Origin of the sequence: Hymenobacter saemangeumensis (assembly GCF_039541835.1) — a bacterium.
GTDB classification, from domain to species: domain Bacteria; phylum Bacteroidota; class Bacteroidia; order Cytophagales; family Hymenobacteraceae; genus Hymenobacter; species Hymenobacter saemangeumensis.
Map to the genome: position 1 here is coordinate 21,557 of NZ_BAABGZ010000076.1, position 12,983 is coordinate 34,539.

12 protein-coding genes are annotated in these 12,983 nt (G+C 59.1%); 5 read left to right on the forward strand and 7 right to left on the reverse strand.

The window, feature by feature from the left end; genetic code table 11:
* Nucleotides 1-95: 95 nt before the first annotated feature.
* The 6 genes from ABD919_RS19125 to ABD919_RS19150 all read right to left on the reverse strand — a co-directional run bounded on the left by ABD919_RS19125 (nucleotide 96) and on the right by ABD919_RS19150 (nucleotide 9,006).
* Nucleotides 96-1,883, reverse strand: a complete 1,788-nt coding sequence (locus ABD919_RS19125) for an acyl-CoA dehydrogenase family protein (protein WP_345237665.1) — start codon at nucleotides 1,881-1,883, stop codon at nucleotides 96-98.
* A 399-nt stretch (nucleotides 1,884-2,282) separates the two neighbouring features.
* Nucleotides 2,283-3,470: an acetyl-CoA C-acyltransferase gene (locus tag ABD919_RS19130; protein ID WP_345237666.1), complete on the reverse strand. Its 1,188-nt coding sequence runs from the start codon at nucleotides 3,468-3,470 to the stop codon at nucleotides 2,283-2,285.
* Between the two features lie 47 nt (nucleotides 3,471-3,517).
* Entirely contained in the window at nucleotides 3,518-3,883 is a 366-nt protein-coding gene (locus tag ABD919_RS19135; protein ID WP_345237667.1) for a four helix bundle protein, read from the reverse strand.
* Between the two features lie 92 nt (nucleotides 3,884-3,975).
* The gene (locus tag ABD919_RS19140; protein WP_345237668.1) at nucleotides 3,976-6,384 is read right to left on the reverse strand and encodes a 3-hydroxyacyl-CoA dehydrogenase/enoyl-CoA hydratase family protein; all 2,409 of its coding nucleotides are present in this window, start codon (nucleotides 6,382-6,384) and stop codon (nucleotides 3,976-3,978) included.
* A gap of 90 nt (nucleotides 6,385-6,474) precedes the next feature.
* Nucleotides 6,475-6,945 (reverse strand): MarR family winged helix-turn-helix transcriptional regulator, encoded by a 471-nt coding sequence (locus tag ABD919_RS19145; RefSeq protein WP_345237669.1) that lies wholly within the window; start codon nucleotides 6,943-6,945, stop codon nucleotides 6,475-6,477.
* 294 nt (nucleotides 6,946-7,239) lie between these two features.
* Nucleotides 7,240-9,006: an AMP-dependent synthetase/ligase gene (locus ABD919_RS19150; protein ID WP_345237670.1), complete on the reverse strand. Its 1,767-nt coding sequence runs from the start codon at nucleotides 9,004-9,006 to the stop codon at nucleotides 7,240-7,242.
* Between the two features lie 187 nt (nucleotides 9,007-9,193).
* Between ABD919_RS19150 and ABD919_RS19155 the strand changes: the two genes are divergently transcribed.
* From ABD919_RS19155 to ABD919_RS19175, 5 genes are all read left to right on the forward strand, one after another.
* On the forward strand, nucleotides 9,194-10,351 hold the full coding sequence (locus tag ABD919_RS19155; protein WP_345237671.1) for an arginase family protein: 1,158 nt from the start codon (nucleotides 9,194-9,196) through the stop codon (nucleotides 10,349-10,351).
* A gap of 53 nt (nucleotides 10,352-10,404) precedes the next feature.
* Entirely contained in the window at nucleotides 10,405-10,674 is a 270-nt protein-coding gene (locus tag ABD919_RS19160) for a cytochrome b5 domain-containing protein (RefSeq protein ID WP_345237672.1), read from the forward strand.
* Between the two features lie 103 nt (nucleotides 10,675-10,777).
* On the forward strand, nucleotides 10,778-11,575 hold the full coding sequence (gene murQ / locus ABD919_RS19165) for an N-acetylmuramic acid 6-phosphate etherase (RefSeq protein ID WP_345237673.1): 798 nt from the start codon (nucleotides 10,778-10,780) through the stop codon (nucleotides 11,573-11,575).
* A 22-nt stretch (nucleotides 11,576-11,597) separates the two neighbouring features.
* Nucleotides 11,598-11,864, forward strand: a complete 267-nt coding sequence (locus ABD919_RS19170) for a hypothetical protein (RefSeq protein WP_345237674.1) — start codon at nucleotides 11,598-11,600, stop codon at nucleotides 11,862-11,864.
* 112 nt (nucleotides 11,865-11,976) lie between these two features.
* Nucleotides 11,977-12,546 carry a hypothetical protein gene (locus ABD919_RS19175; protein ID WP_345237675.1) on the forward strand — a complete coding sequence of 190 codons (570 nt, stop codon included), beginning with the start codon at nucleotides 11,977-11,979 and terminating at the stop codon, nucleotides 12,544-12,546.
* A gap of 75 nt (nucleotides 12,547-12,621) precedes the next feature.
* On the opposite strand, the gene ABD919_RS19180 is transcribed toward ABD919_RS19175, so the two are convergent.
* Entirely contained in the window at nucleotides 12,622-12,855 is a 234-nt protein-coding gene (locus ABD919_RS19180) for a hypothetical protein (protein WP_345237676.1), read from the reverse strand.
* Nucleotides 12,856-12,983 lie beyond the last annotated feature (128 nt).

The following is a 12,983-nucleotide window of genomic DNA, read 5'->3' on the forward strand; positions in this document are numbered from 1 at the left end:
ACCTAAAAAAAGGCCGTCCCCAATGGGAACGGCCTTTCTACAACTTGCTCCTTCCGGGCCACCCAGCCCGGAAGTCCCCAAGCCTCTTAAAACTCTTAATACATGTACTCGTTGGCCTCAATCAGACCGGCAGCGACGCGGCGGCGGGCCTCCTTGGTGTTGAACAGCTCGGCCTTGGTGAAGCGCTTCAGGCCCATGGCCAGCAGGCGCTGCTCGTCGCCCTCCGTCATGGAGGCAATGGCGTCCTTGCCGGCTTTCTCCACGATGTCGATGGTGTCGTAGAGGTACACGCGGGCCATGTCCAGCTCGCGGCTAAGCGCCTCCTCGCCTTTGGTGGCTATTTCCTTTTCCACGCGCAGCAGGGTGCTTTCGGCGGTATAGGTTTTGATGGCCATGTCGGCGATGTTCATCAGCACTTCCTGCTCTTTGGCCAGGGAGTTCATGTACTTCTGCACGGCGGTGCCGGCCACCATCAGAATCGCCTTCTTCAGGTTGGCAATGATTTTCTTCTCAGCGGCGAAAGGCGAGTCGTCAACTTCACCCATGCTCGGGATGCTCATCAGCTCCTGCTGCACGGCCTGGGCCGGGCCCATCAGGTCGATTTCGCCCTTCAGACCCTTCTTGAGAATCATATCCACCGCCAGCATGCGGTTGATTTCGTTGGTACCCTCAAAAATGCGGTTGATGCGCGAGTCGCGGTAGGCGCGGTCCATGGGGTAGTCGGCCGAGAAGCCGTAGCCCCCATATACCTGCACGCCTTCGTCTACCACATAGTCCAGCACCTCGGAGCCTTCTACCTTCAGGATGGCGCACTCCACAGCAAACTCGCGGGCGGCGCCCAGCAGGGCTTCGTTGTAGGATTTGCCCTCGCCCAGCAGCTCCTGCTCCTTGTGGTAGATGTCCATACCGGCGCGGTAGATAGCCGACTCGGCCGCGTAGATGCGGATAGCCTGCTGGGCCAGCTTGTGGCGGATAGCGCCGAACTTGGAAATGGGCAGCTTGAACTGCACCCGCTCGTTGGCATACTTCACGCTCAGCGTAGCGGCCATCTTGGACGCGCCCAGGCAAGCTGCCGCCAGCTTGATGCGGCCGATGTTGAGCACGTTGAAGGCAATGAGGTGGCCTTTGCCAATCTCACCCAGCACGTTCTCCTTGGGCACCTGGCAGTCGGACAGGAACACCTGGCGGGTGCTGCTGCCCTTAATGCCCATCTTGTGCTCCTCGTTGCCCAGGCTCAGGCCCGGGGCATCCTTCTCAACAATGAAGCCGGTGAACTTGTCGCCGTCTACCTGGGCAAACACGATGAACACATCGGCAAAGCCGGCGTTGGTAATCCACATCTTCTGGCCGTTCAGCACGTAGTGCGTGCCTTCGGCGTTGAGCACGGCCTTGGTCTTGGCGCCCAGGGCGTCGGAGCCGCTGCCTGGCTCGGTCAGGCAGTAAGCGCCCATCAGGGTGCCATCGGTGAGGCCGGGCACGTATTTTTTCTTCTGCTCCTCGTCGCCGAAGAACAGGATGGGCAGCAGGGCAATGCCGGTGTGGGCCGCAAAGGCTACCGGGAAGGAGTGGCCGCCGCCCACGCCTTCGGTTACGCGCAGGGAGGTGGGGAAGTCCATGTCCAGCCCGCCGTACTCGGCCGGCACGCTCACGCCAAACAGGCCGAGCTGACCGGCCTTCTCCATGAGGCCGCGCATCAGGCCCTCCTCGTGGTTGTCGAGGCGCTCTACCAGGGGCATTACTTCCTGGGCCACGAAGTCCAGACAGGTCTGGTACATCATGTTCTGCTCCTCGTTGAAATCGGCCGGGGTGAAGACGCTCTGAGCGTCGGTTTCCTTGATGATGAACTCGCCGCCCTTTGCAGCGGCATTCTGTGTTACTTCCATGACTGTAAAGGGTTTTGAGGTTAAGGCCGCGCCAGCACCGCTGAGCGCAATCGTTTGCAATTTATTAGGCTTGCCGAGTATTTAGATAACAACGCAGCCGGCGTTTTGGTGTTGCAAGATAAGAAAAAATGTTAGGCGTGCCTACTATTTTTCTTAAAGAAAACCCCGGCTTCGGGGCTTTCTGCGTTTTGATTTAGAACGTAAGTACTGGTGTTAGTCCTTGATTTTTAGAACAACATCAGCAGAAAACGCTCTTAGAACGTCATGCTGAGCGGAGGCGCAGCCGTAGTCGAAGCATCTTGCCGGCGGCAGTAACTCCTTTTTGATTGGGATTACTCTCGTGGTAAAGATGCTTCGACAAGCTCAGCATGACGTTCTTCTTTCTGTCAACGTCCAAGCTTACTTCAGCAGTTCATAAATGCCCGCCACGCCCTGGCCGCCGCCTACGCAGGCGGTTACCATGCCGTACTTCTGGCCGCGCTCGCGCAGCTCGTCGAACAGCTGAATGCTGAGCTTGGCGCCGGAGCAGCCCAGCGGGTGGCCCAGCGCGATGGCGCCGCCGTTCACGTTGAGCTTGTCGGTATCGATGCCCAGCTCGCGCACCACGGCAATGCTTTGCGAGGCGAAGGCCTCGTTCAGCTCAAACAGGTCGATGTCGTTGAGCTGCATGCCGGCCTGCTTCAGGGCCTTCGGAATAGCTTTTATAGGGCCCATGCCCATAATGCGCGGGTCGATGCCTTCGGTGGCGTAGGTTACCATGCGGGCAATGGGCTCCAGGTTCAGCTCCTTCACCATGCGCTCCGACATCACGATGACGAAAGCGGCGCCGTCGGAGGTCTGCGAGGAGTTGCCGGCCGTAACCGAGCCGCCGGCGGCAAACACCGGGCGCAGCCTGCCCAAGGCTTCCACCGAAGTGTCGGCGCGGGGGCCTTCGTCGGTATCCACCACAAACGAGCGGGTTTTCTTCTTGCCCGTGGCCTGGTCGAGGTAGGTTTCCTCTACCTTAATGGGCACAATGCTTTTCTGGAACTTACCAGCCTGAATGGCCTTAATGGCCTTCTGGTGCGAGTTGTAGGCAAACTGGTCCTGGTCTTCGCGGCTGATTTTGTAGTCCTGGGCCACGGCTTCGGCCGTTAGGCCCATGCCGAGGTAGTACTGCGGGTACTTGGTGGCCAGGTTGTAGTTGGGCACGGTTTTCCAGCCCACGGTGGGCACCATGCTCATGTTTTCGGCACCACCGGCGATGATGCAGTCGGCCATACCGCCGCTGATGCGGTTCACGGCCATGGCAATGGTTTCGACACCCGAGCCGCAGTAGCGGTTCACCACCATGCCCGACACGTTCATGGGCAGGGCCAGCAGCGAAATCATGCGGCCGATTTGCAGGCCCTGCTCGGCCTCCGGCACGGCATTGCCCACAATCACGTCGTCGACGCGCGTGGGGTCGAGGGCCGGCACCGAGGCCACGAGGTGCTTGATAACTTCCGCCGCGAGGTCGTCGGTGCGGGTGAAACGGAAACCGCCGCGGGGCGCTTTGCCCACCGCCGTGCGGTAGCCGGCAACGATATATGCTGTGTTGTTAGACATGAGACATTAGACGTTAGACATGAGAATTGTTCTGATGACTTCTCCTGTCAGATTTGCGATGCTATTTTTTGCTGGAAGGCGTAGAGCAAACGCTCAACCTCCTCAATCTGGCCTTCGGCACTTGTGAGCTGCTCCTTGTTGATAAAGCCAAAATCGGCGGCTAAAATCATTTGAGTATGCAGTTCATTACAAGAACCATTTGCAATGCGCAGAAATTGCGCAAACTCTTTATTTCCACCTCTCCCCGCACCCTCCGCAATATTTGACGGAATTGAAATCGCTGAACGTCGCATCTGGGAAGTTAATCCTGTTCGCTCGTTAACTAGAAATTCCATGCACAGTTGGTAGGTAGTGCGGGCCACGTCCATTGCACGCTGCCAAACGATAAGCTCTTTGAAGCGATGCTTGAACATGGAGGTAGAGATTTAGACGTTAGACATGAGACGTTAGAAAGTTCTTCTGTCAGAACAATTCTCATGTCTCATGTCTAACGTCTCATGTCTTACTAATTTCTAAGCGGCTTGCCCGTAGTCAAAATGCTCTGAATCCGCTCCAGCGTCTTGCGCTCACCGCACAAACTCAGGAAGGCTTCGCGCTCCAAATCCAGCAGGTACTGCTCGCTTACTTCCGTGGGCGCCGACAGGTCGCCGCCGCACATGATGTAGGCCAGCTTATCGGCAATTTTCTGGTCGTGCTCCGAGATGTAGCGGCCTTCCTTCATAGCGTACACGCCGGTCTTGAACATGGCCAGGGCGCCCTTGCCGTGCACCTTGATGTTGGTTTTCTGCACCGGCTGGGTGTAACCGGCCTCGGCCAGCTCAATTGCCGCGGCCTTGGCCTGGGCAATTACGCGGTTGCTGTTCACCACCACTTCGTCGCCGCGGCGCATAAAGCCCAGGTCGAAAGCCTCAGCGGCCGAAGTCGAGACTTTAGCCGTGCTGATGGTCACAAACGTGTTGCGAATCAGGTTGAGCTCCGGCTCGCCTTCCTCGTACTTGAGGGCGGTGCGCAGGGTCATTTCCTTGGTGCCGCCGCCGGCCGGAATCAGGCCCACGCCGAATTCTACCAGGCCCATGTAGGTTTCGGCCGCCGCCACCACCCGGTCGCAGTGCAGGTTGATTTCGCAGCCGCCGCCCAGCGCCAGGCCGTGGGGCGCACCCACCACCGGAATGCTGCTGTAGCGCATGCGCATCATGGCGTTCTGGAACTGCGCAATCATCATGTTCAGCTCGTCGAACTCCTGCTCCAGGGCCTGCATGTACACCAGGCCCAGGTTGGCCCCGGCCGAGAACTGCGCCCCGTTGTTGCCGATTACCAGACCGCGAAAGTCTTTCTCTGCCAGCTCCACGCCTTTCAGCACGCCCTGTATCACATCCTGGCCCAGCGAGTTCATCTTGGAGTGGAACTCCACGTTCAGGATGCCGTCGCCAAGGTCGAGCACCGAAGCACCGGCGTTCTTCCACAGCACCTTGCCCGTGGCACGCAGGTTGTCGAGGATGATGAAGTTCTCCACGCCGCGGATGGGCTGGTAGCTCTTGCTTTCGATGTCGTAGAACTGGCGCACACCGGCTTCGCTCACCTTATAGAACGAGCTATGGCCGGCGGCCAGCATCTCGCTTACCCAGGCAGCGGGCTGCCGGCCTTCGGCCTGCATCAGCTCCACGCCTTTCTGCACGCCAATAGCGTCCCAGGTTTCAAACGGGCCCATTTCCCAGCCGAAGCCGGCGCGCAGGGCGTCGTCAATCTTGTAGAGCGCGTCGGTGATTTCCGGAATGCGGTTGGTCACGTAGGCAAACAGGCTGGCGAAGCTCTTGCGGTAGAACTCGCCGGCCTTGTCCTTGCCGGCTACCAGCATAGCAAAGCGCGGAGCCAGGGCCTCCACGGCTTTGGTGGTTTCCAGGGTGGCAAACTTCACCTTGGCGCTGGGCTTGTACTCCATCGTGGCCAAATCCAGGGCCTGGATTTCCGACTTGCCGCCTTCGCCCTTCACTTTCTTGTAGAAGCCCTGACCGGTTTTGTCGCCCAGCCACTTGCTCTCGCCCATCTTCTTGAGGAAGTCGGGCAGCTGGAACACGTCCTTGGCTTCGTCGTTGGGCAGGCCCTGGGCCAGGCCGTTGGCTACGTTGATGAGGGTATCGAGGCCCACTACGTCGGAGGTGCGGAAGGTGGCCGACTTGGCGTGCCCGATTACCGGGCCGGTCAGCTTGTCTACCTCTTCCACCGTCAGGCCTACTTCCTGCATGATGCGCAGCACGTCCATGATGGCGAACACGCCCACCCGGTTGGCGATGAACGCCGGGGTGTCCTTGGCCAGCACCGTGGTTTTACCCAGGTACAGGTCGCCGTAGTGCAGCAGGAAATCCACGATGGCCGGGTCGGTTTCCGGGGTCGGGATGATTTCCAGCAGCTTCAGGTAGCGCGGCGGGTTGAAGAAGTGCGTGCCGCAGAAATGCTTGCGGAAGTCGTCGGAGCGGCCTTCCGTCATCAGGTGAATGGGGATGCCGCTGGTGTTGCTGGTGATAAGCGTGCCCGGCTTGCGGAACTTCTCTACCCGCTCAAACAGGCTCTTTTTGATGTCGAGCCGCTCCACCACTACCTCAATGGTCCAGTCACAGCCGGCAATGTCCTTGAGGTTGTCGTCGAAGTTGCCGGTCTTGATGCGCGAGGCGTCGGCCTTGCGGTACAGCGGCGAGGGGTTGGAGGCAATGGCTGCCTGCAGGGCCGCATTCACCAGCCGGTTCTTTACAACCGGCGCGTCCAGCGTCAGGCCTTTCTTTTCCTCATCGGGTAGCAGCTCCTTGGGCGCAATGTCCAGCAGCAGCACCTGCACGCCAATGTTGGCGAAGTGGCAGGCAATGCGCGAGCCCATGACGCCGGAGCCCAGTACGGCAACTTTCTTGATGGTTCGGTTCATTCGGTGAAGGTGTTACGCGAAGCCAGGCTTCGCTATTCGGTGAACGATGGAATGAGTGGTAAGGGAATTACAGCGCCGTGTCAGGGCTGTCTAAGCGTCTTTCTTCAGGGGCTTCAGCACAAAGTCCTCAAACAGGGTCTTGCCTTCAATCATACCGGTTATCTGCCCGGCTACCTTGAAGAACACATCCAGCTGGCTTTGCGAGATTTTTTCCCGGATTTTCAGGTTGAAGTGGCGCACCGTCTGGCGCGATACTTCTTTCTTCTCCAGGCCCAGGTCCGTCAGAAAAATGCGGACCGAGCGCTTGTCCACGGAGTCGGCCTGCTTGTAGATAAGGCCCTTTTCCTCCATGCTGCGCAAAATGCGGGTGAGGCTGCGGGTTTCCAGGCCCAGCAAAGGAGCTATTTTAGTGGCCGGCGTCCCGTTTTCCTGGTCTATATTCAACAGCACGAAGCCAATACTGGTCGTGATGTCGTTCTGGGCTGCCTGGATGTTATACATCCTCGAAATGGCATGCCAAGCCACTTTTATGTTATAGTCGACGGTTTCTTCCGGTTTCATGCAGTAGTTGAAAGTGCGGTAAACTTACGAATAATTTGTTAGGCTTGCATAACAAATGACAAAATCTTTTGCCCCGCCTGCAGACGATTGCGGAGCTGAGTAGCACAGCCTGCTCCCGGGTCCTGGCGCCGGCCCTGCCTCCGCATTGGCTACTGCTGCCAGCCCTGTTTAGGGGAGCCATAACAGAAAAAGCCCGGCACCATTGCTGGTACCGGGCTTTTTCTGTTACAAGCCGGGCTTCAAGAACCGCAAGGCCGGGCCTTGCCCGGGCGCAATACAAGGCCCGGGGCGCTGTTAGCTGTACAGCTTCTCAATCAGCGCCTTGTTCTTTTCCGAAATAACTTTGCGCTTCACTTTCATGGTGGGCGTCATCTCGCCGCTTTCCACGGTCCAGAGCTCGGGCAGCAGCACGCTTTTCTTTACCTGCTCCCACTGGGCGAAGTTGCTGTTGTACTTCTTCACCAGGCCCTCGTACAGCTCCACTATCTGCTGCTTCTTAATCAGCTCGGCGCTGGAGCAGTTGCAGTCCACATCGTGGCGGCGGCACCAGTTCTTAAGCTCATCAAAAGACGGCACAATGAGGGCCGAGGGGAATTTCTGGTCGGCGCCCACTACCATGGCCTGTTCAATCAGCGGGTCTTCTTTGAGCTTGCCTTCAATCACCTGCGGGGCAATGTACTTGCCGCCGGAAGTTTTGAACATCTCCTTCTTGCGGTCCGTGATTTTCAGGAAGCGCCCGTTCACCAGCTCGCCGATGTCGCCGGTATGGAACCAGCCCTCCTCGTCAAACTCCTTGGCCGTGAGTTCGGGCTGGTTGTAGTAGCCCTTCATCACGGAGGCCGACTTGGTGAGAATCTCGCCGTCGGGCGCAATTTTCACTTCGGTGTTGTCGATGATGGGGCCCACGGTGCCAATCATGTTGTTCTCCGGCTCGAAGCCGCCCACGGCAATCACCGGCGAGGTTTCCGTCAGGCCGTAGCCCTCCATCACCCGGATGCCGGCGGCCCAGAACACCCGCGCCAGGCGGGGCTGCAGAGCGCCGCCGCCGCTTACAATGCAGCGCAGGTTGTTGCCCAGGGCTTCGCGCCACTTATTGAAAATGACCTTGTTGGCCAGAGCCAGCTGGGTGTTGTAGAGAAAGCCCTGGTCTTTCTGGGTGTCATACTTCAGGCCCAGGTCCAGCGCCCAGAAAAACAGGCTCTTCTTGACGCCGGTCTGCTCGTGGCCTTTGGCTACGATTTTATCATACACCTTCTCCAGCAGGCGGGGCACGGTGGTGAAAATCTGGGGCTTCACCTCGCGCAGGTTGTCGGCAATGGTCTCCATGCTCTCGGCATAGTAGATGCTCACGCCATTTATCATGTAGAGGTAAGTGACCATGCGCTCGAAGATGTGGCAGAGCGGCAGGAAGCTCAGGGCTTTGTCTTCTTTGCTTACCGGCACAAAGCGCTGGGAGTTGCGGCAGTTGCTCAGGATGTTGTCGTGGGTGAGCATCACCCCCTTGGGGTTGCCGGTGGTGCCGCTGGTGTAGATAAGCGTGAGCAGGTTTTCGGGCTGCACGGCCGCCTTCAGGGGCTCCAGGTCGGCGGGGTTGCCCTTTTTGCCCAGCTCCAGCAGCTCGCTGAAGTGGCGGGCGCCGGCAATCTTGTCGAAGGTGAAGATGTTTTCGGCCGGAATGCTCAGGCTGGCCGTGGCTTGCTTTACCTTGTCGTACAGCGACTGGTCGGCCACGAAGATGGCCCGCACGCCGGCATCGGTGAAGATGTACTTATAATCTTCTACCGTGATGCTGGGGTACATGGGCACACTCACGGCCCCAATCTGGGAGATGCCGAAGTCGGCCATCATCCACTCCGGCCGGTTCATGGAGATAATGGCCACCTTGTCGCCGTGCTTCAGCCCCAGGCTGGTGAGGCCCAGGCTGACCTGGTTGGCCTTGTCCTGCATTTCCTGGGTGCTCAAGGGCACCCACTGCCCGTTGGTTTTACACGCAAAAGCATCGGGTTTGGGCGACTTAGCCAGCTGATGAGTCAGCACGTCAAATGCGCGGCGAACGTCCATAGGATGGGTGGGTTAAAAAGCAGAAGTGTGAAATTCAGCTTAAATAAAGAGCTTTTTTCTGGGCAAATCCAAATTCAGTTGAGCTTAGTTTTTATCAGTCGGCCTGTATAAATCTATAGAAAACGGCCAAAATGCGGTGCCGGCGGCCTTTTCTGCGTAAATTTGGCCGCTTGCCTTTCCGCTTATAATGAACCTGGCTCTGTTTTTTGACCCGCTGCCGGAAACGCTGACGCCTGCTACGCCGCTCTCTACCACGCTAGCTGCCTACGCCACCCGCTTCACCGAAACCTTTCCCGACTGGCGCGCCGCCGACCTGGCCATCATTGGCCTGGATGAATGGCGCGGCAGTGCCAGCGGCCCGCCCCCACCCGGCCTGCATGGCAGCAACCTCGTGCGCCAGCGCTTCTACCAGCTGCAGAAGGGCTCCGGCAGCGTACGCCTGGTTGACCTGGGCAACCTACGCCCTGGCCTGAGCCTGGAAGACACCTACCAGCGCCTGCGCGAGATTATCGGCGCCCTGCTGGAGGAAAAAACAGTTCCCCTGCTGCTGGGCGGCAGCCACGACCTCGACTACGGGCAGTTTCTGGCCTATGAGTCGCTGGACCGGCCCATCAGCTTTGCGGTGGTGGATGCCCGCCCCGACATGGCCGAGCCCGGCCCCGGCACCCCGGCCGAAGAAAGCCACCTGCGCCGCCTGCTGGTGCACGAGCCCAACTTCGTGTTCAGCTTTGCGCACCTGGCCCACCAGCAGTACCTCACGGCCCCGGAAGTACTGATAGCCCTGGAGAAGCTGCATTTCGAAACCATGAGCGTGGGCGAAATCCGCAGCGACAAGCGCCTGGCCGAACCCTTGGTGCGGCAAGCCGACTTTATGAGCGTGGACATTGCCAGCCTGCGCTGGCAGGACGCGCCGGGCTACTACCCGGCCAACCCCTACGGACTGGGCAATGAGGAAGCCACACAGCTGTGCTGGTATGCCGGCCATAACGAGCAGCTCAGCTCCTTTGGCCTCTACGGCTACCGCCCCGACCAGGACCCCCACGGCCTGGCCGCCGCCACCCTGGCCACCATGCTCTGGTACTTTGTGGAAGGCTTCTACCACCGCCGCCCCGAAACCGGATTTGGCACCTTCCGCTTCCTCACCTACACGGTGGTGCTGCCCGGCAACCCCGACAAGCTGGTATTCTACAAGTCGCGCCGCGCCGACAAGTGGTGGATGGAAGTGGAAAGCCTCGGCGACCCGGAAGTGAAGCGCGTGGTGCCCTGCACCTACGAAGACTATATGCACGCCTCCCAAGGCGACCTGCCCCAGCGCTGGATTCGCCTGCAGGCACTTTTAGGTTAGTATTTAGTTGTCAATTGTTCGTTGTCAGTTGTCTGTTTTTATTGAAATAGTTTATGAGCCTGACAACTGACAACGAACAACTGACGACTGGTTTGCCTACTTACACCCGACAGCAGCTGGCTTTGCGCAACGGGCAGGACCGCGACGAAATATGGGTGGCGTACCAGGGCCGCATCTACGACGTGAGCCGCTCCCGGCTCTGGCGGCGCGGCAACCACTACGAGCACTGGGCCGGGCAGGACCTGACCCGGGAGCTGGACAAAGACGCCCCGCACACGGCCAATGTATTCGACAATTTCCCGGTTATCGGGCTTTTGAAATAGGTTTTTAGTTGTCAGTTGTTCGTTGTCAGCGGTCAGGTTGGTCTGACCGCGGCTTTATCAGAACAGTCCTGACAACTAACAACCAGCAACTGACAACTACCTTATGACCACCGAATCTCCCTCCGAGTACAACCACCTCGAAACCCTGCCCACGGCAGAGCTGCTGGCCGGCATGAACCAGCTCGACCAGACCGTGCCGCTGGCCGTGAGCCGGGCCCTGCCGCAGCTTGAGCGCCTGGTGGAAGCCACCGTGGCCCGGCTGCGGGCCGGCGGGCGGCTGTTCTACATCGGGGCGGGTACCAGCGGGCGCCTGGGCGTGGTGGATGCCTCGGAGTGCCCGCCCACGTTTGGCGTGCCGGCCGGGCTGGTAGTGGGCATCATCGCCGGCGGCGACCTGGCCATCCGGCAGGCCGTGGAAGGAGCCGAAGACGACGCGGAACAGGCCTGGGTTGACCTGCAGGCCCGCGACGTGAACGAGAAAGATGTGCTGGTGGGCATTGCCGCCTCGGGCCGCACGCCTTACGTCATCGGCGGGCTGCAACGGGCCCGGCGGCAGGGGCTGGCCACGGGCGCCATCGTGTGCAACCCGGGCTCGGCCGTGGCGGCGGCAGCCGAGTTTCCGGTGGAAGTGGTGACGGGCCCGGAGTTTGTGACGGGCAGCACCCGCCTCAAGGCCGGCACTGCCCAGAAGCTGGTACTCAACATGCTCACCACGGCCACCATGATTCGCCTGGGCCGGGTGAAGGGCAACAAGATGGTCGACATGCAGCTCTCCAACCTCAAGCTGGTGGAGCGCGGCGAGCGGATGCTGATGGACGAGCTGGGCATTGCGCACGCCGAGGCAGCCGAGCTGCTCCGGCAGCACGGTTCCGTGCGGGCGGCTTTGGCAGCCCGCCAGTAGCGCCCGCTCTGCCCTACCGGCCATGATAGAAAGCCTTGGGACCCGGGTACTGCTGGCCTGCCTTCTCCAATTCCTGCTGCACATCCTGTTTTATGGCCAGCCGTTTCCTTTCCTGGTCCTGGAAATTCTGTTCGCGGTAGTGGCCCTGGCAAATACGGCCGCCTTGGTAAGCTTTTCTTATCAGGCCTTTCAGCGTCAGCGCCCTGTCCTGGGCCTGGTAGCAGCCACTGCGGCATTTCCCGCTTTGCTACTGGGCGGAATACTGCTGAGCATGATGTTAAGTAAGTAATAGCGGCGAACCGGCAGTGCTGGCAGCGCGTTAACAAGGCCCGTATTCCTTCTTGTTAAACCGGCTGTCGACCGGGGCCCTGTTCCCTACTCCAGCTGTAATCTGTACGCCGATGCACACCATCGAACCGCACTACAACTGGATTGACCAGTACTCGGCCTCCGAGGACCCCCGCTCCCCGCTTTTCGAAGCCGAGAACAGTCTGGAAGCCTACACCAACACCATCTACGGCTACTACATCCACCCGCAGTGGGACAGCCTGGAGTCGGACACGCTGTTTCTGAAAATCCTGTTTGCCGACTACGACGACGGCGTGGCCGTGCTCGAGTTCATTGGCGAGTGGAACGACGCCATCGAGAACGACATCATGAACCTCAAGCGCAACATCATCGACCCGCTGGTGCACGAGGGCATCCGCAAGTTTATCCTGGTGGGCGAGAACGTGTTCAACTTCCACGGCTCCGACGACTCGTACTACGAGGAGTGGTTTGAGGACGTGGAAGAAGGCTGGATTGCCGGCGTCAACTTCCAGGAACACGTGATGCGCGAGATGCACCAATACAACGTCGACAACTACATCAACTTCGGCGGCCAGCTCGACGAGCTGCCCTGGCGCACTTACGAGCCCCGCCGGCTCTTTGAGGTGGTAAACGGCTTGCTTAGCCGGCGCCTGGGCGCCTAGCCGGAACGCTCACTACCATGCATAAAAAAAGCCTCTCCGCACTGGAGAGGCTTTTTTTCATTGGTAAGGGGCCAATTAGTGGCTGCCAGCGGCGGGAGCCATTTTGTCGGCACCGTTTTCCATAGCGTCGGCTTTGGCATCGGCGTTCTCACGTACCGAGTCAGCAGCGTTTTCCATAGCATCAGCCTTCATTTCACCAGCAGCTTCTACGTTGTCGGCAGCAGCCTCCGTGTTTTCTTCGTGCTTGCTCTCGCAGGAAGCGAAGGTGAACGATACAGCGGCCAGGGCGAGGAACAGGAACTTCTTCATCTTGTTGGTTGGGTTGAAAATGTGTTTGGGAGTTTCTTTTTAATCTTTAAGCATTTACTCTGAGGTATTGCTCAAATTCGGGCCTTTATACTGCCCACCTAAAAAGGTAACCTCCGCCGTAAAAAATA